Source organism: Sphingomonas aerolata, assembly GCF_023935825.1.
In the GTDB taxonomy this organism is placed as follows: domain Bacteria; phylum Pseudomonadota; class Alphaproteobacteria; order Sphingomonadales; family Sphingomonadaceae; genus Sphingomonas; species Sphingomonas aerolata.
This window is the reverse complement of record NZ_CP098762.1, coordinates 2,905,092-2,926,821: the sequence shown is the minus strand read 5'-3', so window position 1 is coordinate 2,926,821 and position 21,730 is coordinate 2,905,092. Positions and strand designations below refer to the sequence as shown.

22 protein-coding genes are annotated in these 21,730 nt (G+C 68.5%); 8 read left to right on the top strand and 14 right to left on the bottom strand.

The genetic code is table 11. From position 1 onward, the window contains the following. Window positions 1-9 precede the first annotated feature (9 nt). The gene (locus NEF64_RS13180) at window positions 10-2,298 is read right to left on the bottom strand and encodes a patatin-like protein (RefSeq protein ID WP_056405563.1); all 2,289 of its coding nucleotides are present in this window, start codon (window positions 2,296-2,298) and stop codon (window positions 10-12) included. Window positions 2,299-2,349: 51 nt separating this feature from the next. Then, window positions 2,350-3,045, bottom strand: a complete 696-nt coding sequence (locus NEF64_RS13175; protein WP_031441229.1) for an endonuclease/exonuclease/phosphatase family protein — start codon at window positions 3,043-3,045, stop codon at window positions 2,350-2,352. 381 nt (window positions 3,046-3,426) lie between these two features. Between NEF64_RS13175 and NEF64_RS13170 the strand changes: the two genes are divergently transcribed. Genes NEF64_RS13170 through NEF64_RS13160 form a run of 3 tightly spaced genes read left to right on the top strand, consistent with a single transcriptional unit; the run spans window position 3,427 to window position 6,184 of the window. Continuing rightward, window positions 3,427-5,028 (top strand): flavin monoamine oxidase family protein, encoded by a 1,602-nt coding sequence (locus NEF64_RS13170; protein ID WP_276576757.1) that lies wholly within the window; start codon window positions 3,427-3,429, stop codon window positions 5,026-5,028. A gap of 11 nt (window positions 5,029-5,039) precedes the next feature. Beyond that, the gene (locus NEF64_RS13165; RefSeq protein ID WP_252573851.1) at window positions 5,040-5,606 is read left to right on the top strand and encodes a GNAT family N-acetyltransferase; all 567 of its coding nucleotides are present in this window, start codon (window positions 5,040-5,042) and stop codon (window positions 5,604-5,606) included. 35 nt (window positions 5,607-5,641) lie between these two features. Continuing rightward, entirely contained in the window at window positions 5,642-6,184 is a 543-nt protein-coding gene (locus tag NEF64_RS13160; RefSeq protein ID WP_082446553.1) for a RidA family protein, read from the top strand. Window positions 6,185-6,200: 16 nt separating this feature from the next. On the opposite strand, the gene NEF64_RS13155 is transcribed toward NEF64_RS13160, so the two are convergent. Further along, window positions 6,201-6,773 carry a cytochrome b gene (locus tag NEF64_RS13155; RefSeq protein ID WP_162235349.1) on the bottom strand — a complete coding sequence of 191 codons (573 nt, stop codon included), beginning with the start codon at window positions 6,771-6,773 and terminating at the stop codon, window positions 6,201-6,203. A 132-nt stretch (window positions 6,774-6,905) separates the two neighbouring features. Between NEF64_RS13155 and NEF64_RS13150 the strand changes: the two genes are divergently transcribed. Both NEF64_RS13150 and NEF64_RS13145 read left to right on the top strand, forming a co-directional pair. After that, window positions 6,906-7,388, top strand: coding sequence for a potassium channel family protein (locus NEF64_RS13150; protein ID WP_056405567.1), 483 nt, complete (start codon window positions 6,906-6,908; stop codon window positions 7,386-7,388). Window positions 7,389-7,444: 56 nt separating this feature from the next. Then, window positions 7,445-8,251: a universal stress protein gene (locus NEF64_RS13145; protein WP_056405568.1), complete on the top strand. Its 807-nt coding sequence runs from the start codon at window positions 7,445-7,447 to the stop codon at window positions 8,249-8,251. A 10-nt stretch (window positions 8,252-8,261) separates the two neighbouring features. Here the strand turns inward: NEF64_RS13145 and NEF64_RS13140 are convergent, their stop codons facing one another. Genes NEF64_RS13140 through NEF64_RS13130 form a run of 3 tightly spaced genes read right to left on the bottom strand, consistent with a single transcriptional unit; the run spans window position 8,262 to window position 10,296 of the window. Then, window positions 8,262-9,176 (bottom strand): EthD domain-containing protein, encoded by a 915-nt coding sequence (locus NEF64_RS13140; RefSeq protein ID WP_056405569.1) that lies wholly within the window; start codon window positions 9,174-9,176, stop codon window positions 8,262-8,264. 38 nt (window positions 9,177-9,214) lie between these two features. Next, on the bottom strand, window positions 9,215-9,427 hold the full coding sequence (locus NEF64_RS13135; RefSeq protein ID WP_037529043.1) for a hypothetical protein: 213 nt from the start codon (window positions 9,425-9,427) through the stop codon (window positions 9,215-9,217). Next, complete coding sequence (locus tag NEF64_RS13130; RefSeq protein ID WP_056405570.1) at window positions 9,424-10,296, bottom strand: SDR family oxidoreductase; 873 nt, start codon at window positions 10,294-10,296, stop codon at window positions 9,424-9,426. The genes NEF64_RS13135 and NEF64_RS13130 overlap by 4 nt, the downstream gene beginning before the upstream one ends. Before the next feature lie 126 nt (window positions 10,297-10,422). Between NEF64_RS13130 and NEF64_RS13125 the strand changes: the two genes are divergently transcribed. Next, a complete protein-coding gene (locus tag NEF64_RS13125; RefSeq protein WP_056405571.1) occupies window positions 10,423-10,857 on the top strand; it encodes a DUF3291 domain-containing protein in 435 nt (144 codons plus the stop codon). Between the two features lie 17 nt (window positions 10,858-10,874). On the opposite strand, the gene NEF64_RS13120 is transcribed toward NEF64_RS13125, so the two are convergent. The 7 genes from NEF64_RS13120 to NEF64_RS13090 all read right to left on the bottom strand — a co-directional run bounded on the left by NEF64_RS13120 (window position 10,875) and on the right by NEF64_RS13090 (window position 16,420). Continuing rightward, window positions 10,875-11,882: a zinc-dependent alcohol dehydrogenase family protein gene (locus NEF64_RS13120; protein ID WP_056405572.1), complete on the bottom strand. Its 1,008-nt coding sequence runs from the start codon at window positions 11,880-11,882 to the stop codon at window positions 10,875-10,877. Window positions 11,883-11,979: 97 nt separating this feature from the next. Beyond that, window positions 11,980-12,852, bottom strand: coding sequence for an exonuclease domain-containing protein (locus tag NEF64_RS13115; protein WP_252573849.1), 873 nt, complete (start codon window positions 12,850-12,852; stop codon window positions 11,980-11,982). Window positions 12,853-12,907: 55 nt separating this feature from the next. After that, a complete protein-coding gene (locus tag NEF64_RS13110) occupies window positions 12,908-13,168 on the bottom strand; it encodes a DksA/TraR family C4-type zinc finger protein (protein WP_056405574.1) in 261 nt (86 codons plus the stop codon). Between the two features lie 98 nt (window positions 13,169-13,266). After that, a complete protein-coding gene (locus NEF64_RS13105; RefSeq protein ID WP_056405575.1) occupies window positions 13,267-13,746 on the bottom strand; it encodes a MarR family winged helix-turn-helix transcriptional regulator in 480 nt (159 codons plus the stop codon). A gap of 99 nt (window positions 13,747-13,845) precedes the next feature. Beyond that, complete coding sequence (locus NEF64_RS13100; RefSeq protein WP_037530287.1) at window positions 13,846-14,646, bottom strand: SDR family NAD(P)-dependent oxidoreductase; 801 nt, start codon at window positions 14,644-14,646, stop codon at window positions 13,846-13,848. Between the two features lie 14 nt (window positions 14,647-14,660). Then, window positions 14,661-15,839 (bottom strand): zinc-dependent alcohol dehydrogenase, encoded by a 1,179-nt coding sequence (locus NEF64_RS13095; RefSeq protein ID WP_037530290.1) that lies wholly within the window; start codon window positions 15,837-15,839, stop codon window positions 14,661-14,663. Continuing rightward, window positions 15,839-16,420 (bottom strand): SRPBCC family protein, encoded by a 582-nt coding sequence (locus NEF64_RS13090; protein WP_056405576.1) that lies wholly within the window; start codon window positions 16,418-16,420, stop codon window positions 15,839-15,841. Before NEF64_RS13090 ends, NEF64_RS13095 begins: the two co-directional genes overlap by 1 nt. Before the next feature lie 358 nt (window positions 16,421-16,778). On the opposite strand from NEF64_RS13090, the gene NEF64_RS13085 reads away from it, so the two are divergent. Continuing rightward, window positions 16,779-17,261: a hypothetical protein gene (locus tag NEF64_RS13085; RefSeq protein WP_056405577.1), complete on the top strand. Its 483-nt coding sequence runs from the start codon at window positions 16,779-16,781 to the stop codon at window positions 17,259-17,261. 95 nt (window positions 17,262-17,356) lie between these two features. After that, window positions 17,357-19,150 carry an autotransporter domain-containing protein gene (locus NEF64_RS13080; RefSeq protein WP_056405578.1) on the top strand — a complete coding sequence of 598 codons (1,794 nt, stop codon included), beginning with the start codon at window positions 17,357-17,359 and terminating at the stop codon, window positions 19,148-19,150. A 49-nt stretch (window positions 19,151-19,199) separates the two neighbouring features. On the opposite strand, the gene NEF64_RS13075 is transcribed toward NEF64_RS13080, so the two are convergent. Further along, the gene (locus tag NEF64_RS13075; protein ID WP_252573847.1) at window positions 19,200-21,578 is read right to left on the bottom strand and encodes a TonB-dependent receptor; all 2,379 of its coding nucleotides are present in this window, start codon (window positions 21,576-21,578) and stop codon (window positions 19,200-19,202) included. Window positions 21,579-21,730: the final 152 nt, after the last annotated feature.

Sequence of the window (21,730 nt, the reverse complement as noted above, 5' to 3'; positions counted from 1 at the left end):
CGGTGCGTTTTAGCCGATCTCGCGGCGCAGATCCGCGAACAGGCCGGGCACAGCGGTCAGCCGTTCCTCCTCCTCGTCGAGAATGGCGAGGAACGCCGCGCGCTTGATCGCGGCGACGCGGCCGGGCTTCATCCGCACCGACGGGGGCAGCGTCGAGACGGTGATGTCGATCATCCGTTCGGCACCGTGCAGCCGGCCCCAGAGATAGTCGTTCTCGCGGTAGGCGCGGCTGAAGAACGCACCGAAGCTGTTGAACTGGATCCCTTTCAGCGTCGCCTCCGCGCCGCCCGAGCGAATCGCGATCGCGTCGTCGGGGGCGATCCGGTCGACCTTGATCGGGTCGAATTCGTCGAGCCCCTCACCCTGCAGCAGCGGCAGCGTCGCGGTGTCGAAATAGGGGAATCCGAGATAGGCGAGCAGCATCGAGCGGCGCACCGGCCGGTCGAGCGCGACGAACGCCTCCGCGAGCCGTACATCGGTCTCGGCGTCGCGGCGGTTGAGGTCGAGCGAGGCGGCGAGCGCGTCGAGCAGCGGCATCGCGTCGTCGCGCAGCGTGCGGACCTCGCGGCGCAGCGCGGCATGCGCATCGGTCCGCTGGCATTCGAGATAGTCCGACAGCGACGCGTAGATCGCATCGCGGATCGGCGCGAGTGCGACCTCCTCGACCTCGGCCTCGAGCACCGTCAGACGGCGTGCCATCAGGCGCAGCCGGCGGATCCGGAAGCCGAGATCGAAGCGTCGCAGGAACGCGATCGTCGCGGGGCTCGCGCCGCCGCCATGCGCCGCGCCGATCTCCTCGGCGCCGCTCTGCGTCACCGCGGTCGCGATCGCCGCGCGGATCCGGTCCCAGCGCTGCGGCCCGGGTTCGCCGCCGGCGTGGAACAGCAGCGAGGTCAGCGTCTCGACCACGCCTGCGACCTTCAGATGGCCATAGGCGGCATAGCCATAACCCGCGCTGCTCGCCGCGGCCTTTTGCGCACGCGCACGCCAGTTGGCGAGCCGCGCCGCGGTCGGGCTGTTGAGGAACAGCGTGTGCCCGAACAGCTGCTCGACCTCCGCCTCGACATCGGGGCGGATCGCATCGATGATCGCGCGCATCCGGTCGATCTGCGCCGAGCGCGCGGCGATCGCGTCGAGATTGTCGCGGATCGGCTGCTGGCGCGGCAATTCGCTGATCGCGCCGATGATCGTCTGGAAGAAGCCCGGCGTGCCGTTCTGTGGCGGGAGGCGGAACTTCATCCCCGGCGACGGATCGATATAGACGAAGCGGCGGTCGATCTGGCGGCGCGCCGGGCGTTCCTTCAGCGCGTCGATCGCGGGGCGGAACGGCGCATTGGCGAGCACCGACCCGTCGATCAGCACGACCTGATCCGCGCCGTTGGTCGCCGACTGGCGGGGCAGGATGCGCTTGAGGAAGGCATCGCGCGACGCCCAGGACGTCTTGCGATCGGCGAGCACGCCGTCGAGCTCGGCGACCATGAACGGCGGGAACGCACCCGGAAAGCTCGAGGTCGCGCGTGCGGCAAAGGCGAGTTCGGGGATGTCCGCCAGGCTGTCGGTCGGCGTGCCGTGATCGGAAAAGTCGACGACGACGCGGTGCTCGGTCTCGACGACCTCGGGCGGCGAATTGAGTTTGAGCCGTTCGGGATGGCCGGTGAAATCGGTCACCGTCACGAACAGGTCGAGCGGCTGGCCCGGCGGCAACAGGCGGGGCCCGCGTTCGCTGGCGGCCATCGCGTCGAACGCGTCGAGCAGCAGCCCGGTAAAGGTCGCACCGCCGAACGGGGGCTCGAACCAGCGCGAGCGGACGAAATGCGACAGCTTGGCCTTCACCTCCTCGCGCGTCGTGTCGTCGAGCGTCTGGACCTTGTCCGCGCTGCGCCCCGCCGCCATCCAGGCGAGCGGCAGGGCCCAGGCCTTCGAGAAGCGCGAATGCGGCGCGGCATGGGGATCGATCAGCGCCTCGACATCGGCCGAGCTCAGCCAGAGATCGGTGAGCGGATCGAGGCTCTGCCCGGTCGCGATCGCCTGGGCGAGGAAGATGCCGTTGATGCCACCCGCGCTGGCGCCGGCGATGATGTCGGCGAGCACGCGGACCTTGAGCGCGCCCTGCGCCTCGATCTCGTCGAGCAAGTCGCGGTACACCGCCTGGCTGCCGGTCCCGCGGCCGCCACCGGCATGATGACCGTGGCTGGCGCGGACGAGATGCCAGATCTCCTTGGTGATGCCGTGCATGTAGACGGCCAGGCTGATCCCGCCATAGCAGACCAGGGCGAGACGAAGCTCCTTCTCGCGCACCCGCTCAGCCCCCGACCGGGCAATGATGATAGCTGACGGCGCCGGTCCGGATCATGCGGGTTCCAGCGTCGCCCAGATCGGCAGGTGATCTGACGCCTTGCGCGCGGCGGCGCTGCTGTGCACGCCGCAGCTGGCGATGCGCAGGTCGCGCGACGCCATGATCCGGTCGAGCCGGGCGATCGCGCGGCGCGAATGGAAGCTCGCGCCGGTATCGGCAAACGCGAAGTCGCGGCCGAAGTCGCGCAGACAGCCCGAGCCCGCGCTCCATTCGTTGAGGTCGCCCATCAGCACGGTAGGGTGGCGGGTCGCACAGGCGTCGACATGCGCGAGCACCGCCGCCGCCTGACGCCGTCGCCACAGCCCCGACAGATCGAGATGCATGCCGACGACGCGGATCATCCCGCCTGTGGTCCGCACGTCCGCCATCACCGCGCCGCGCGGCTCGAGCGAGGGCAGGTGGATCGCCTCGCTGTCGACGATCACCGCCGACTTGCGCACCAGTACGACATTGCCGTGCCATCCCATGCTGAGCGCGCTGAGGCTGACGGGGATCGGCTTCCAGTCGCTATGCTCCTCGAGCAGGTGATAGGGCAGCACGCAGGCGCGGGTGCCGAACCGGCGATCCGCCTCCTGCAGCGCGATGACGTCGGCGTCGATCTCGCGCAGCACCTCGACCACGCGTTCGGGGTTCCGGCGGCGGTCGAGACCGATGCCCTTGTGGATATTATAGCTGGCGACCTTGATCATGTGCGCGGGCTTAACGCGGGATGGCGGGTGCGGGTTGCCGCGGGCTCGGCCGATTGCCCCGGCCTGCGCCGTGCATGATGGACTAACCGGCACCGCACGGCGGCGGAGCGATGGATTGGAATACAGCAATCTCCTTGTACGTAACAATAGCACCGGGATGCGCGCGAAACAGGACAAAAACTGCTTGCGCGATCGATTCAATTGGGGTGTCATGCGGTCATAACAAAACGCAGGGACGGACGATAACGAGCTGGTGCGGGCAACGCGCCGGTCGCCGGGGGAGTGTGCCGCGGATCCGAGCCAACAGGACGGACGACGCGAAGGTGAGCGACTTTCCAGGGGACGCGCGGTCGAGGCCGCGCAAACGGGGCGGACTCACAGATGATCACGCGGCGATCGATCCTACAGCATATCGGCATGGCGGGCGGCGCGGCCGCGACCTTCGGGGCGATGGAGGCGCTGGGTATCGCGGGCAATGTCGCGGCGGCGGCGCCGATGCCCGACCTGCCCGCCGGCTTTGGCAAGGGGCGGTCGGTGATCGTGCTGGGGGCGGGGATCGCCGGGCTGGTCGCCGCCTATGAACTGCAGCAGGCGGGGTTCGACGTCACCGTGCTCGAGGCGCGCGACCGGGTCGGCGGGCGCAACTGGACGGTGCGCGACGGCGACCGGATCGTGATGGACGGCGAGGCGGACCAGGTCGCGCGCTTCTCCGACGGCGCCTATTTCAATGCCGGGCCGGCGCGGCTGCCGAGCTTCCACCACCGCATCCTCGGCTATTGCGGCAAGCTCGGCGTTCCGCTCGAGGTCGAGATCAATTCGAGCCGCAGCGCCTTCCTGATGGGGCAGAAGGGCGACAAGGTGCGGATGCGCACCGCGATCAACGACACGCGTGGGCACGTCGCCGAACTGCTGATGAAGGCGGTCAACCAGGGCGCGCTCGACCAGAGCCTGAGCGCGGCGGACAAGCAGGCGCTGCTGCCCTTCCTCAAGACGTACGGCGATCTCGACGCGACGGGGCATTTCGCAGGGACGTTGCGATCGGGGTTCCAGGCGTTTCCCGATGCAGGCGTCGGCGTCTTCGCGCGACCGCCCGCGCCGATGCCGCTCGACCGGCTGCTCGCCAACGAACAGCTGCCGGCGATGCTGTTCGAGGACAATGTCTATATGCAGGCGACAATGTTCCAGCCGGTCGGCGGGATGGACCGGATCCCGGCGGGGTTCGAGCGGGCGCTGACCCGCAAGGTAGTGCGCGGCGCGGACGTGACGCGGATCCGTAACCGCCCCGATGGCGTCGAGATCGCCTGGCGCGATACGAAGACGGGCGCGGGCCGGATCGCGCGCGCCGATTTCTCGGTCTGCACGATTCCCTTCCCGGTGCTCGCCAAGGTCGATTGCGACTTCGCGAAACCCGTCGCGCAGGCGATTGCGGGCGTGGTGTACGACCATTCGAACAAGGTCGCATTCGATTCGCCGCGCTTCTGGGAACAGGACCAGATCTATGGCGGCATCTCGTTCGTCGGCGGCGAGACGTCGCTGATCTGGTATCCGAGCGCGGGGCTGTTCAGTCCGCGCGGGATGCTGCTGGCCTGCTATACCTCGGGCGAGCGGGCGGAAGGCTTTGCGAAGCTGCCGATCGCCGACCAGGTCGAGCGGGCGCGCGCGGCGGTCGAGCGGCTGCACCCGGGGCATGGCAAGGACCTGATCAACGGCGTCGCGGTCAACTGGAACAAGATCCCGTACAGCCTGGGGCCATGGCCGAACTGGTTCGTTGGGATGGCGGGACATCAGGAGGGTGATATCGATACCGAAGGCTATCGTCTGTTGTGCCAGCCCGCGGGCCGCACCGTCTTTGCCAGCGCCGCGCTGAGCCAGACGCCGGGATGGCAGGAGGGCGCGGTCCAGTCCGCGCATCACGCGATCGCCGCGATCGCGGGGCTTCAGCGTGCCGATCTGGGTGCGCGGCCGGACCGGGTGGCGGCGTGATCGGCATGATAATGAGCGGCACGACGACGGGCGGGGTGACGATCCGGGCGGCACGGCGCGAGGATGTCCCCGCGCTGGAGCAGCTGATCGCGACGTCGGCGGCGACGTTGGGGCAGGGCTTCTACGCCCCCGATGCGCTGGCGAGTGCGATCCGGACGATCTTCGGGGTCGACACCGATCTGGTCGACGACGGCAGTTATCTGGTCGCGGAGATCGACGGCGCGCTGGCGGGGTGCGGGGGGTGGAGCCGCTTCGCCACTTTGTTCGGCGGCGATCGCTATGCCGACCGGTCCGCCGCGCTGCTGGTACCGGGGCAGGATGCGGCGCGGATTCGCGCGATGTTCACCGCCCCGGGCTTTGCGCGGCGCGGGGTGGGATCGGCGATCATGGCGGCGAGCGAGGCGGCGGCGCGCGCGGCGGGCTTCGACAAGCTTGCGCTGATGGCGACGCTGTCGGGGGTCCCCTTCTACGAAAGCCACGGCTTCGTCGCGGAGCCCGGAATCACCGTCGACGCGGACGGGATCGCGGTTCCGTTCGTGCCGATGAGCAAGGCGCTTCACACATCCGACGCGTCCTGACGCGCGGGACCACCGAATTTTTGGGAGAGACGACCATGCCAGTGCGACCGATCGTGAACCGCGTCTCGCGTACATTGACCCGTGCCGGTCTAGGCCTAGCGGCGGCGGCGATGCTCGCGACTTCGGCCTCCGCGCAGATCGTCCGCCACGCCAATCCGGGGCCGGGGCCGTCGCTGATCCTGCAGAGCGTGACGATCCCCGCGGGCGCGGAAACGCTGGTGCTGTCGGGGCAGCTCGCCGCGCCGATCGATCCGTCGAAACCGGTCACCGGCGTCGAGTCGTTCGGCGACACCAGGACGCAGACGGTCAGCATCTTCACGAAGATCAAGGCGATCCTGGCTGAGCATGGCTATACGATGGCCGATGTCTACAAGCTGACGGTGTTCGTCACCGCCGACCCGAAGCGCGGCGACGGCAAGATGGACTTTGCCGGCATGAACGACGGCTTCAAGCAGTTCTTCGGGAGCGCGGACAACCCCAATACGGTCGCGCGGTCGACGGTGCAGGTCGCGGCGCTCGCAGGCCCCAATTACCTTGTCGAGATCGAGGCGACCGCGGCGCGGATGCCGCGTCGCTGAGGCGGCGGGGCGGCGGTCAGGCGTCGCCCCGCGCGCCCGACGGCAGCATCCGGTTGCCGATACGGTCGACGAACTGATGCTTCAGCGCGGCGCCGACATGCAGGACGAGCAGCGCACAGGTCAGCCAGACGAGCAGGCCGTGCGCCTCCTCGAACCCCTCATGCGCAGCGCGCGGCAGACCGGGGATGAACGGCCAGCTCAAGCCGCCGATCAGCGAGGTGGTGCTGCTGGTCAGCGCGGGCTTGCCCGTCGACAGATACATCCACCCGGTCGCGGGCAGGCCGATCAGGATGATGTAGAACAGCGCGTGGTTGGCGCGGGCGAGCACGCGTTCCCAGGTCTGGAGCGCAGCGGGGAAGGGCGGCGGCGGATTGGCGATCCGCCAGATCAGCCGGGCGATGCTGAGCAGCAGGATCGTGAAGCCGAGCGTCTTGTGCCAGTCGAACCAGCCGCTGCGCAGGTCGCCGCGCGGCATGTCGGCAAAGGTCCAGCCGACATAGAGCTGGATGAAGACCAGCGCTGCGATGATCCAGTGGAACGCGATCGCGCCCAAATTGTAGCGCCGTGCGCCATCGCGTCGTGCCGTCATCTGCTGTCTCCCCGGTCGCCCGGTTCTACGCCGCGCGGCCATCGGCGTACAGTGGTCATCCCGCCGGCACCGGGGCCGGCCTAGGTAGATACCCGCATGGGAAAGCGCAGGCGGCCGCCCTACGCTCGGCCGATGAACCTCTTCGTCCAGCTCGCGGTGGCGACGGGCATGGTGCTGGCCACCATCCTGGTCCATCTTGCCGGGCTGGCCGGGCTGTTGCTGGTGATCCGGCGGCAGGGGCGCAGGACCGGCGTGCGGCGGCGCTGGCACGACGTGATCGGGATCGTCGGCGCCGCGACCGCGCTGTTCGTGGTCCACGGGATCGAGATCTGGGCCTATGCGCTGCTGTACAGCGGGACGGGCGCGCTCACCGATTTCGGCACCGCGCTGTATTTCTCGACCGCGACCTATACGACGATCGGGTATGGCGACGTGCTGCTCGGGGAATCGTGGCGGATCGTCGGCGCGATCGAGGGCGCCAATGGCGTGATCCTGCTCGGCTGGTCGACCGCGTTCTTCGTCGCGATGGTCGCGCGCATCACGATCGTCGAGCGCGAATTCACCGAGCGGCCAGCGACCCCGCGCCCCGCGGCGGATCCGTATAAACCGCAATAACGCGTGCGCGCCGGACGGCCTAGCACCGGGGCCGTATCCAACCCGAAAGGCGTCCGATGAAAAACATTCTGGTGCTGGCGCATGACGACGAGGGCCAGGAGGCCCGGCTCCAGGTCGCGCTCGATCTCGGGCGGGCGCTGACGGGGCATATCACCTGTCTCGACGTGACCTATATTCCGCCGATCCTGGGCAACGACTATAGCGAGGCCGGCTATGCGATGGCGGCGGTGCTGGCCGACGAAACGACGCGCGAGCGCGCCAACAAGGTGACGCTCGAGGCGCGGTTCGCGCGCGAGGATGTCGCGTGGAACTGGGTCGATGCGACCGGGGAGGCAGCGGCGTGCATCGTCCGCGCCGCGGCGCTCGCCGACGTCATCGTCCTCAACCGCCGGCTCGACAACCCGTCGGTGATCGACATGCGCCGCACCGCGAGCGAGCTGATCGTCAAGTCGGGCAAGCCGGTGCTCGCGGTGCCGGGCGAGTCCCGTGGGATCGACCTGGCGACTGCACTGGTCGCGTGGGACGGGTCGCCCTGCGCCGCGGCGGCGCTGCGCGCGGCGGTGCCGATGCTCAGGCTCGCGGACCAGGTCACGCTGTTCTCGGTCGACGACGGGGCGATGGCGTCGCCGATCGAGGACGCCGCCACCTATCTGTCGCGCTACGACATCCACCCCGTCATTCGCCGGATCGAGGTCCAGCCCGGCGGCGCGCCCAAACAGCTGCTCGCCGCCGCCGCGAGCGGGCAGTACGGCTATGTCGTGATGGGCGGGTTCGGGCATCTGCGCTTTACCGAGGCGCTGTTCGGCGGGGTGACGCGGACCATGCTGACCAGCAGCCCGATCCCCGTCTTCCTCGCGCACTAAATGAGCGGGGTCAGAGCGCCCCGGTCAGCAGCAGCTTGCGGACGTCGTCCTGTACCTGGTTGGCGGCGCCCAGCCGCTCGATCAGCTGTGCGGGACGGCTGCCGCGCAGGCCCGCGACGGTCAGTTCGCCGTCGCGGACATAGGTGTAGACGCCGCTGACCGCGAACGCCGCGACATGGCCGACATGCGCCTTCTGCCCGTCGATCGTGGCGGTGAAGCGGTCCGAGGCGAAGAAGCGGCGGCGCGTCATCGGCGTCTCGAAGGCCAGCTCGAGGATCGCGACCTGTTCACGCTCGGGCGGCACGGTGTGCGCGACGTCGGGCGCGGGCGGCGCGGGGTCCGCATTGTCGTAGCGCTCGGGCAGATGCAGCCGCAGCTTCAGCACCGCGGGGTCGGCGGCGAGCGTATCGGCGAACTGCGTCATGAAGTCCGCAAACCCGGCGGCATCGGTGTCGCCGATCCCGAAATGGACGTGGAGCCGATCGATGCTCTCCCCGCCATTGGGCACCGGGTTGGCGATCCGGTCGACCAGCGTCCGCGATCCCTGCGGCAGCGCATAGGCGACGGTCGCGGCGAACATGTTCTGTTCGTCGGCGAACAGGATCGGGCAGGCGGCGTTGAAAATTTCCTGATCAGCGGCGCTGGCAAAGCCGATCTCGACCCCGCCATCGAGCACATAGTCGTCGAACGGCGCGATCCCGTCGATCGCCGGCCAGAGATGCGCGTCCTGCGCGCGATCGAGATGCATCTGGACGTACCAGCCGAGCCCGGGAATGCGCGAGCAGAGCGGTCCGTGGACGTCGCGCCAATAGGTCGCGAAGACCTCGTGCGGGACCTGCGGTCGGCGCAGCACCGTCGTGAAGGTGTTGATCGCGATCCGCGAATCGCGCGCGGAATAGTCGGTCGTGACGCTGGGGTCTGACATGGAAGGATCTTTGTTCTGGAGAAATTGGGGGAGCAGCGTCAGCGCTCGCGGAGATCGGGGACGCTGTAGACAGAGGGTTCGTCGTCGGCGGTGCCGCGCGCGAAGACGGCGATGTCGCCCGGCATCACCTCCTGCCGGGCCCACCGGTCCCATCCGATATGGATGAAATCCGGCGGGCCGAAGATGCGTAGCGCGGCGCTGTATTCGTCGCCGCGAAACCCGACAAAGTGCAGCGCGGGGCGGGCGCTCACAGCATCGGCATGCCGCCCGTCACCGGCAGCAGCGCGCCCGACATGTAGCTGCCCTCGTCCGAGGCGAGCAGGACATAGGCCGGGGCGAGCTCGCCCGGCTGGCCCGCGCGGCCGAGCGGGGTGTTCTGGCCGAGCGTCTCGAGCTCGTCGCCGCCCTTGGCGATCGGCTGGATCGGCGTCCAGACGGGGCCGGGCGCGACGCAGTTGACGCGGATGCCCTTGGGGGCGAGCAGGTTGGACAGCCCGATCGTCAGGCTCGCGATCGCGCCCTTGGTGGTCGAATAGACGATCATGTTCTCGGTCGCGATCTTCGCCTGTACGCTGGTCGAATTCACGATCGCGGCGCCCGGCTTCATGTGCGGCACCGCGGCCTTGGCCAGGCGGATCATCGCGAAGACATTGGCGGAAAATGCATCCTGCATCTCGTCGTCGTCGATATCGTCGAGCGTTTCGTTCATCGTCTGCGCGGCGGCGTTGTTGACGAGGATGTCGAGCTTGCCGAGATCCGCGACGGTCCGCTCGACCAAAGCCGCGCAGTGATCGCGGTCGCGAATGTCGCCGGGCAGCAGGATGCAGCGGCGGCCGGCCTTCTCGACCCAGGCCTTGGTCTCGTCGGCATCGGCCTGTTCCTCGGCGAGATAGGAGATCGCGACGTCGGCGCCTTCGCGCGCATAGGCGATCGCGACCGCGCGACCGATCCCCGAATCGCCGCCGGTGATCAGCGCGACGCGGTCTTTCAGCAGCCCCTTGCCGACATAGCTGTCCTCGCCGTGATCGGGCTTGTTGCGCATCTCGACCTCGAGACCGGGGCTCGGCTGCTGCGGTTCGTTCGGAAAGGACGTGGGGGCGCTGCTGCGGGGATCGCTCATAATCTCGTGTCCTGGGTAGAGTTTAGGGGGGATATGCGGGTCGAACGAACCAGCACGCGCATCGCTCCGCCGCGGGAGGCCGATCGCGAAGTTGCTGGGCGATGCGGGCAGGCGTAGGTGTCGCGCATGGCCTTTGTCAGCGTCACCCGGCTTCGCTTACGTGCGCTGCGGTTCCTGCCGCTGTTCGCGCTCGATGCGCTCAGGACCACTGCGCAGGTGCGGCGTGCCGACGGGTATCTCACCGGGGCCATCCTGCGCGACCGTGCACTGACCTTCTGGACGATGACGGTCTGGCGCGATGCCGCGGACATGAAGCGCTATATTACCGACGGCTCGCATCTGAAGGCGATGCCGAAGCTGATGCACTGGTGTGACGAAGCGAGCATCGCTCACTGGACCACCGAGACCGCCGATCTGCCCGGCTGGGACGAGGCGGATCGGCGGATGCGCGGGGAGGGTCGGCCGTCCAAGGTCCGGTATCCGAGCGCAGGTCATGCCGCGCTCGACTACCGCCCGCCGCGGCTGACCGGCGCGGCAGCGATCCCGCCGCGCCGGGGGTAATTACCCGGTCGCTGCGCTTACCATTCGATGCCGATCTTGCCGAAATGCGCGCCGCTCTGCTGCAGCGCGAACGCCTCGGCAAGCTGGTCGAGCGGGAAGCGGCGGTCGACCACCGGCTTGATCCCGGTCGCGTCGATCGCGCGGACGAACTCCTGCTGTTCCTGACGACTGCCGACGATCAGGCCCTGGAGCCGCGCCTGCTTGCCCATCAGCGCGGCGGTCGGGACCTCGCCGCTGTTACCCGTCAGCACGCCGATCAGCGAGATGTGCCCGCCGACACGGACCGCGGTGATCGACTGCGCCAGCGTGCCCGGGCCGCCGACCTCGACGACATGATCGACGCCGCGCCCGCCGGTCCAGTCGACGACCTTGCGCCCCCAGTCGGACTCGTCGCGATAGTTGAGCGTGAAGTCGGCGCCGAGCGCGCGCGCACGGTCGAGCTTCTCATCCGATGACGAGGTAATTGCGACCCGCGCGCCCATCGCCTTGGCGATCTGCAACGCCCAAATCGAGACGCCGCCGGTGCCGAGCAACAGCACGGTGTCGCCCGCCTTCAGCTTGCCGTCGACGACGAGCGCGCGCCACGCGGTCAGCCCGGCGGTGGTGATCGTCGCCGCCTCGACCGCGTCATAGCCCTTGGGCGTGTGCGTGAACGCGGTCGCGGGCAGGACGACATGCGCCTGAGCGAAGCCGTCGATGCCGTCGCCGGGCGTCCGCGAGAAATCCCCGATCGTCGGCGTGCCGGTCTGCCAGTCGGGGAAGAAGCACGACACGACCTGATCGCCGACCGCGAATTCGGTCACGCCGTCGCCGATGCTCTCGACCACGCCTGCGCCGTCGGACAGCGGGATGCGCCCGTCCTCGGTCGGCATCCGGCCGGTGACGACGCCCAGATCATGGTAGTTGAGCGAACTGCCGTGCAGCGCGACACGGATCATTCCCGCGCCCGGCACGCCCGGATCCGCACGGTCTTCGCTCTGCAGCATGTCGAGCCCCGCGGGCGATCGCAGCGTCATGGCCTTCATCGTCAAACTCCTGATGTTCGCGCCCCCAACGGCCGAGCCGGGCAAACAGCCGCATCCGATGTCGGAAGCTTTACCCGATCCCCGGCACGTCCCGACGTCAGACCCGGTGAAGCAGCGCGTCCAGGTCGGCCTCGCCCAGGATCCGGATAGCGCCACCGTCGCGGCGATAGGCCTCCGCCTTCAACCGGGTGGGATGCGTCCGCAACGCGCGCGCCTGCGGGTCGGGGCCGGCGACGAGCAGGATCGTCGTGGTCGCGCCGACCGAGGTCATCACCCGCGCGCCGAGCGCGGCGACCCGGTGTGCGAGCGGCCCGTCGCGCGGCTGGCCGAGCAGCGCGATCCGTTCGCCGCGCAGGGGCCCGTCGAGCGCCGCGGCGGGGGCGGGGCCGGCGACGCGCGGCGGGGCGAGCCAGTCGGCGAGCGTCAGCCCGGTATGGTCGATCGCCTTGACGATCACCCAGCCCGCGGCGCGCGCATCGCTCAGCGCGTCATGGTGGCGATGCTCGATCCCGAGATAGCGCGCGAGCTGCCCGAGCTTGTGGTTCGCCAGATCGGGCCAGGCGCGCTTGGCGACGCGCACGCTGTCGAGCCAGGTCGTCTCGATCGCCGGGCGATCGTGCACGCGGCACGCGGCGGCGAGCGCCCCCTTGTCGAAATAGGAGTGTGCGACCGTCGTTCGCCCCGACAGATGCGCGGTCACCGTCGCATGGATGTCGGCAAAGCTCGGCTGGCCGACGACATGATGCGCGGCGATGCCGTGGATCCGCGTGTTAAACGCGTGGAACTCGTCGCGCGGATCGACCAGCGTCTCATAGGCGAAGACTTCGTTACCGCCCCGAAAGCCGACGATCCCGACCTGGCAGATGCTGCTGACGCGCGCGCAGGCGGTCTCGACGTCGATCACGACGAAATCGGGCGCAGTCTCGTCGAGGTCGTGGGCCAGCGGTTGCAGCGCGGTGGTCGTCAGCATGGCGTCACCTCTAGCGCCGACCCAGGCGGCACGCGATCCCCCAACACCCTCCGCATCAGCGAAGCTGGCTGTCCTTGCTGCCGCGGCGGTTGAACAGCGATGCCGCGGGGCGATCGCGACCGCTCTGGCAGGCGATGCATGTCCGTACGCCCGGCACGGCCTGGCGTCGCCCTTCCGGAATGTCGTCGCCGCAGGCGATGCACTGTTCCTCGCTTTCGCCGACCGGAATCCGCGCACGCGCCGCCATCACCGCATCCATCACGGTATCGTCGATCTGATCCTGCACCGCGCCATCGCGCGTCCAGCCGCCTGCCATGCTTCGTCTCCGTTCGTGCCCCGATCGTGTCAGGTGCCTGACCTATATGGGAAAGCATCGGCGGCATTGCACGTCGGCGGGTCCGGCGGCGGCACCAGCTAGCGTCCTGCGCTATCCGGATCGCCCAGCGCGCGGCGCAGCGCAGTGACTTCGGCGTTGAGCGCGCGCAGCCGGTCGGGCGTCATCCCGCTGCGGTCGACGATCATCGGCCCGAGGCACCCCGTACCCGCCCAGCAGGTCCGGCCCGCCGGGGTGAGGCGGACATGCATCTGCCGCTCGTCTGCCGGGTTGCGCAGCCGAGTGACCAGCCCCGCGGCCTCCAGCCGCTTGGCGAGCGGCGTGATCGTGCTGGGTTCGAGCGCGAGCCGTTCGGCGATCGCGCCGATCGTCCGGCCATCCTCCGCCTCGTGCAGCGTCTGGAGCACGAGGAACTGCGGATAGGTGATGCCGAGCTGGTCGAGCATCGGCTTGTACGCGCGGTTTATCGCGATTGTCGCGGCGTAGAGCGAAAAGCAGAGCTGCTCGTCGAGGGGAAGCGGCGGGGGGACGGTATCGGACGATGACGGCTGATCGGGCACGATAGGGGCTCCTGTCTGAGTAGCCGACCTACCATGCCGATCTTTATCGTGGCAAACGACGCGGCAGACCGAAGCCCGCCGCGTCGCCTCAACGCGCGATCAGTCCTTCGCGCTGCCGGGTTCGGCCATCTTGCGATGCTGCTCGGCGAGGACCGAGCCGGGGACGACATTGGCGATCACGCCCTGCAGCTTGGTCATCCAGCCCGAGAACACCGAGCCCTTGCCCGCCATCAGCGCGTCCCAGCCGTCGCGCGCGACATCGGCAGGCGAGCGCTTGTTGGGATCGGTGCCGACATCGGTGTCGTTCATGTCTGCGCGGTCGAAGAATTCGGTGTCGACCGGCCCCGGCATCAGCGTGGTCAGCGTGACGCCGTCCGCATCCTTGATCTCGTTGCGGAGCGCTTCGGTGAAGCTGTCGATGAACGCCTTCGACCCGTTATACACCGCCTGGAACGCGCCGGGGATATAGCCCGCGACCGACCCGGTCACGAGCAGCTTGCCGTCGTTGCGCGCGACCATCGCGGGCAGCACCTTCTGTACCAGATACAGCGTGCCCATGATGTTGGTGTCGATCACCGCGCGCCAGTCGGCGACGCTCTGGTCGAGGAAACCGTGTCCCAGTCCGCGGCCGGCATTGGCGCACAATATGTCGATCTGGCGCCCGTTGGTCGCCGCAAGCAGCGCGTCGACGCCGTCGGTGGTCGACAGGTCGGCCTCGAGCGCGGTGACAGTGGTGCCAAACTGGCGGAAGTCGGCTGCCGCCGCCTCGATCAGCGCCTCGTCCGCGACGACGAGGATGTCATAGCCGTCCTGCGCCGCAATCGTCGCGAGTTCGAAGCCGATGCCCGTCGAGGCGCCGGTGATGACGGCGAATTTGCCGTGTGGTGATGCTGTAGCCATGGGTCGATATCCTCTCAGTTGAAGCCGGGCTTGAGCACGACCTTGGTCACTTCGTTCTGATCGTCGTGGAACATCTTGTAGCCCTGCGGCGCCTCCTCGAGATCCATCCGGTGCGAGATGAGGAAGGTCGTGTCGATCTTCTCTTCGAGGATCGCGTTGAGCAGCGCGGGCATGTAATGCTGGACGTGCGTCTGGCCGGTCTTGAGCGTCAGCCCCTTCTCCATGAAGGCGCCGAGCGGGAACTTGTCGACGAGCCCGCCATAGACTGCGGGCATCGAGACGCGGCCGCCCTTGCGGCAGGCGATGATGGCCTGGCGGATCGCATGCGCGCGGTCGGTGCCGAGGAAGGTCGACTTTTTGATCTGGTCGATGACGTTGTCGACGAAGAAGCCGTGCGCCTCCAGTCCGACGCTGTCGATCACCGCATCGGGACCGATCCCGCCGGTCATAGCCATCAGCGCCTCATAGACCGCGCTTTCCTCGAAGTTGATCGTCTCCGCACCGAACCGCTTGGCGAGTGCCAGCCGCTTGGGGAAATGGTCGATCGCGATGACGCGCTCGGCGCCCATCAGGAACGCCGACTGCACCGCGAACAGCCCGACCGGGCCGCAGCCCCAGACCGCGACGGTATCGCCGGGCTCGATCTGCGCATTCTCCGCCGCCTGCCAGCCGGTCGGCAGGATGTCGGAGAGGAACAGCACCTTGTCGTCCTCGATCCCGTCGGGGATCACGATCGGGCCGACATCGCTGAACGGCACGCGGACATATTCCGCCTGGCCGCCCGCATAGCCGCCGGTCATGTGGCTATAGCCGAACAGCCCGCTCATCGGCTGGCCGTACAGCTCCTGCGCGATGTCCTGATTGTCCGCGGGCAGGCCGTTGTCGCAGGCGGAATATTGATGCTTGCCGCAGTGATAGCAGCTGCCGCACGCGATCGTGAACGGCACGACGACGCGCTGGCCCTTCTTCAGCGTCGACTTGGGACCGGTCTCGACGACCTCGCCCATGAATTCGTGGCCGAGAATGTCGCCCGCCTGCATCGTCGGGATATAGCCGTCATAGAGATGCAGGTCGGAGCCGCAGATCGCGGTCGACGTCACCTTGATGATGCAGTCGCGCGGGTTGAGGATCTCGGGGTCGTCGACGGTATCGACGCGGACGTCGTGGCGGCCATGCCATGCCAATGCGCGCATCAGGCGAACTCCTCGTCATGCTGTTTGCGGGTGAAGGAGCCGGTCGCGATCTCGCCGGTCTCCATCAGTTGCTTGAACCGGCGCAGGTCGCGGCGCGCCTGGATCGCGGGTTCGCGCTGGAACATCTTGGCGACGATCCTGCCGACGATGCCGGCGGGCGGATCATAGACGATCGTCGCGGTGACGACGGTGCCGCGCGCGCCGGCGTCGCGGAACTCGACCCGGCCGCTGTTCGCGACATCGGCGCCGGGTTCGGACGTCCAGGCGATCATTCGGTCGGGCGTTTCGTCGGTCACGACCGCATCCCATTCGACCGTGCGGCCCGCGGGCGCCTTGACCACCCAGTGCGACCGCGTGGCGTCGATCGGGGTGATCGACACGACGTTTTCCATGAAGCGCGGCAGGTTGGTGAAGTCGCGGAAATAGGCGAACAGCTCGGCTGCCGGGCGATTGATCGTGACCGTACGGCCGACGATGCTGTCCCCGGTCGTGGTCGGCAGGCCCTCGGCGGCGATCGGATCGCCCTTCTTCCAGGTCGTCGGGGGCGCGTCGTCGGTATGGTCGGTAGGGGACTGCGACATGTCCGTTCTCCTGTCCAAAGATGCTGTCTCAACGCGTCAGTCTGGCGGGGAGCCGGCGGGCGCCGGGCGGTTCGTCGCAACACAGCGACGGCTCGTCGTCGGCCACCCGGGAAATTGATGTCGCTCAGTAGATTTCTCTCGGCGGGGCGGCGGGGAACCCCGACGCATAAAAACTACCGCCCGGTACAGAAGGTGGTTGACGTTCGGGTCGATCGGTTTGTATACCGCTCGGTATCGAAGGTTGCTCCGACGTCGGAACGACACCGTCACCACGACCGCACCCGCGCTGCCCCATGCCGTGCCGATGGACCCTCCATCGACGCAGGTCCGGTGCTGCCCGATCCGAAAGGGGATATTCATGGCCTATCTCGACCTCGATACGCATTTCGCCGCACCCTGTGGCACGCGCAACACCACGCGGGTCGCAGCCGCCGCATTAGTAAATCCGGCCGCGAACCTCGCCGCGGATCTGGCCGCCGATCTGGTGGTCGATCTCGCTGGTGACGCGTCCGATGAGACGGCAGGCTTTTCCGCGCTCGAATGGAGCGTCATCGCGCTCGCCAAGCGCGACACGCTGCGCAGTCTTGCCAGCCCCGGTGCGGTGTCGCGCGCGATGGGCGGGCTGTTCGGGCTGGGCAGCCGGTCGCAGCTTGCCGATCCGCGGCTCGAGGCGCTGCGGCGGATGGCGGTCTATGCGTGGCGGCGCGGTTTCGCGCTGCCGATGACCGAGATCCGCGCGTTCCTCGCCGCGGGCTTCGTCGAGGCGCAGATGGAGACGCTGGTCGTCAGCGTGACCGGGATGCGCGTCGGCGCGACGACGCGCGCGCAGCTCGCCGGCTGACACCCTGCGCGAGACGGCTTGACGTCACAATGTGACAGATCCACGACAGTGCCAGAGCAGGGGGCAACGACCCCTTGCCGCACAGGAGAGGATCTATGAAAACGACGTCCGCCGTCGCGGCGCTGCTGGGCACGACCCTGGCGATCGCATCCCCCGCGCGAGCCCAGACCGCGAGTGGCGCGACCGCCGCCGCCGCGCCGGTCAACCGCATGGTCGTGTTCGGCGACAGCCTGGCCGACGGGGGCTATTATCTGACGCTCGACCCGCGGTTGCCGCGCGACGCGGGCAGCTTCACGACCAATCCCGATCCGGTGGCGCCCGAAGTGCTCGCGGCGCGGCTCGGGCTGCCGCTGACCCCGGTCTATGGCCAGGGCGGCACCAACTATGCGGTCGGCGGCGCGCGCGTGACCGCGGCGAACGCGCTGTCGATTCCGATCACGACTCAGATCACCAACTTCCTCGGCGCGGGCGGCACGTTCGGGCCGCGCGACCTCGTCTATGTGCAGGGCGGCGGCAACGACTATTTCGCGTTCCTGGCCGGGGGCGGCGCGAACCCGGAGATCCTGACCACCGCCGCGACTCAGCTCGCCACGCAGGTCAGCCGGCTGCAGGCCGCGGGAGCGCAGCGGATCGTGACGATGGCGGTGCAGACCGGCGGCGCGGCGGGGCTCGCTTTGTTCAACCGGACCTATGCGGCAGCGCTCGCGGCGGCGAACGTCAACGCGCTGTATTTCGATACCGACCGGCTGTTCAACGAACTGGTGACGAGCCCGGCGACCTATGGCTACACCAACATCACCGGGGTCGCCTGCACCGTGCCCTCGTCGCTCGCCTGCACGCGTGCGACCCTGGTCACGCCCAATGCGAACGAGACCTATATCCTCGCCGACAGCGTCCACCCCGCGGGCATCACCCAGCGGATCCAGGGGCAGGCGATCGCCAGCCTCGTCCAGGCGCCCGAGCAGATCGCCGGGCTCGGCTATGCGGCGCAGGCGATGTTCCGCGCGCAACGCGACCTGCTCGAGGGGCCCGAACGCGGCGGGTCGCAGCGTGACGGTCGCGCGCTGTCGGTGTTCGGCGGAGCGGCCTATCATTATTACGCGAGCGGCAATTCGGCGCAGCGCGTGGGGATCACCGAGCGGGGCTTCAGCGGGACGCTGGGTGCGGACCTCGCGATCGGCGCGGCATCGGGCGTCGGGATCGCGGGTGCCTATTCGGACGGGACGGGCGATTTCCAGAACGGTGCGGGACGCTACAAGCCGCGCGCCTGGTCCGCGAGCGGCTATGCGCGCGGCGAGCTGGGGCCGGTCCGGCTGCTGGCGGACGGGACCTATGGCGAGATCGACTATCGCCAGATCCGGCGCAGCGTGCAGCTCGGGCCGACGATCCGCACGCATGACGGCGAGACCGACGGCAATTATGTCGCGGGCCGGATCACGGGGGCGCTCGACCTCGTCCGCACCGGCGGCCTCGCCTTCGGGCCCGATCTGGCGGTGCAATATGACCGGGTGCGGCTGGCAGGCTATGCCGAGGCGGGCGGGCTGTCGACCGCGGCCGCGTTCGGTCGCCAGCAGATCGAGAGCCTGACCGGTCGGTTCGGCGCGGTCGTGCGGTCGCTGCCGGGGGAGCCGGTCCGCGTGTTCGTGCGGGCAGGCTATGAGCGCGAGTTCGACGACGATCCCCGCACCCTGACGATGACCCCGACCGGCGCGCCGATCCGCTTCACCAGCAGCGTCGAACGCGCCGATCGCAATTACATGAGCTATGCGATGGGGGTCGACGGACAGGTCGCGGGCGCATTGTCGCTGCGCGCGGGCGTCGCGGGCTATGCGCTGCGCGACGACCGCGACAGCGTGACCGCGTTCGCGGGGCTGTCCGCAGCGTTCTGAACGCGGGCGTGCCGGACCGGGGCGTCAGCGTCCCGATCCGGCCCGCGCGTCAGAACCCCTTCTTCAGCGACACGAACACCTGGCGCGGCGCGCCGGCCAGCAGCGTCTGGTTGTCGCCGCTGGCGGTGAAGCCGTTCGAGCCGATCGTCGAGATATAGCCCTTGTCGGTCAGGTTGGTGACGCTGCCCTCGATCGAGACGCCGTGGAGCGGGCCGTCCCCCTCGAAGCGGTAGCCGATGCTGGCATCGACGAGCACGCGGCCCGGCACCGACTGGTCGTTCAGATAGGTGAAGTAGCGCTTGCTCATATAGTCCGCGCCGACGCGTGCGGTGACGCCCGACTGTTCGAACACGATCTCGCCCTTGACCATGTGCTCGGGGCTGTCGACCGCGGTCTTGCCGTCGGTCGCGACCAGCACGGCGCCGCGCGCGTCGAGCACGTCGTCGGCATATTGCGAGTTGTTGTACGAGTAGCTCGCGAACAGCGACAGCGGCGTGAACACGCGGTAGGTCAGCGCGACCTCCGCGCCATAGGTCCGGACGCTGCCGACATTGTTGAGCGTCGCCGGGTTGCCGATGATCCCCGCGCCATTAGCAAAGCCCAGCAGCCGGTTCGAGAAGTCGATATAATAGCCGACCGCCGAGGCCTGGACCGGGCCCTGGCGGAACCGCAGCCCGCCCTCCGCGGTCTTCGACCGTTCGGGCTTCAGCCGGTCGCGGATCGCGTTGAACCCGGCCTGCGTGGTCGAGAACGGCCCGGTCGTCGCCGACGAGACATAGGCGCGGACGTTTTCCTTATAGTCCGCGAACAGCTCGGTGCCTGGCGCGAGCTTGAAGAGCAGCCCGGCCTGGGGCTGGAACCAGTCCTTGGCGGAGATCCGCCCGACCGCGAGCGGCGAGGTCGTCGCGGGCAGCATGATCGCACGGTTGGTGACGGTGAAGCCCTTCCACCCGGCGTTGAGGGTCAGCCGATCGTCGGCGAGGCGGAGCGTGTCGCCGACATGATACTGGATCGTGTCGGTGGTGTATTTGCCGTCCCATTGCGTCGCATAGGGATTGTCCTGGAACTTCAGCACGTCGCGGTTCGGCGTCGCGGTATCGGTCATGCTGTAGAAGCGGCGCGCCTGGGTGAAAGTGTTGCTTTCATACCAGCCGCCGAGTTCGAGCGTGTTCGCGCCCGTTTCATAGGCGAGGTTGCTGAGCGCGCCGCCGCGCTTGATCGCATATTCGGTGGTGCGGAAGCCGAGCGGGCTGGCGGCGGCGATCGGCGTGCCATCGGCATTGGCGGCGCCGGCCGGCGTCGGCGAATAGGGCGTGATCCACGATCCCTGGCCCTTGTTGTCGTGATAATAGCCGGTGGTCCTGAGCGTCAGCCCGGGGGTGAGGTTGGCGTCGAACGTGACCCCGCCCAGATAATCGCGACGGACGCCCGCGGCGTCGAAATAGACGTCGTCGACCGTGCCGATCCCGGCGGGAAACGCGGTGCCGACGCCCGCCCAGGGCTGCGCCGCGCCGGCCGCTGCTGCCGCCTGGTTCTGCGCGACCTTTGCGATCTGCAGCGCGAGCGGATAATTGTCGGCGATGTTGTCGTTGCCCAGCCCCCGGCGGCGGATGATGTCGTAGCTCAGATCTTGATAATCCTGCTCGCGCCGGTCGGAGAAGTTGAGGAACGCCGACAGGCTGCCGAGGCTGCCCAGATCCTTGACGATCTTGCCGTTCGCCTGGTGCTGGCGCTGGACGCCCGCGCCCTTCCACTTGTCGGTGGTGAGAAACCCGTAGCTCAGATAGCCCTTCAGCCCGCCGCCGAGATCGCCGCTGTCGATCCGTGCGAAGCCGCGATAGGTGTCGTTCGAACCATAGGTGCCGCCGCCGGTGACGTTCAGCGTGTCGCGCGGTTTGTCGCTGAAGAACTCGATCGTACCGCCCAGATTGCTGGTCGAAGCGGTGCCGAGCGCGCCTGCGCCCTGCGCCACGTCGGTCCGCGCGACGTTTTCCGAAATGATCGCGCGGCTGATGTGCAGGCCGTTGACGTTGCCATAGCTCATGTCGCCGAGCGGCACGCCGTCGAGCGTGAAGCCGAGCTGGTTCTGGTTGAACCCGCGCAGCGAGATACGGACCGCCCATTCATAGGCGCCGAACGGATCGGCGGCCTGGAAATTGACGCCCGGCAGCTTCTCGATCGCCTTCAAGGGGCTCGACCCCGGCGTCAGCCGCGAGAGATCGGCGGCGGTCACGCTCTGCACCTGACGGCTCTCGCCAAAGCCGAGCACGACGATCTCGTCACCCGGCGGCGCGTCGGCGGCGGGCGTCGCGACCGGCAGCGATGCAGGGTCGCCCGCGGTCTGCGCGGCGGCGGGTGCCGTGACCGCGAGGCCGATCCCGAGCGCGACCGCGGCGACGCCCGTGAGCAAGGTGGAGAGATAGGTCATGAAGCGTCCCCTTGGCCGCGACCGCGCAGCCTCGGGGGGATCCATTAACCAGATCCGTGACGTGGCCGCGTCGTTACGGTGACGGTTCGATGTCGCCGCCGCGATGCCCCGTTGCAGCCCGCGCATCCGGTCGCGCATTCTTTTCACTTATC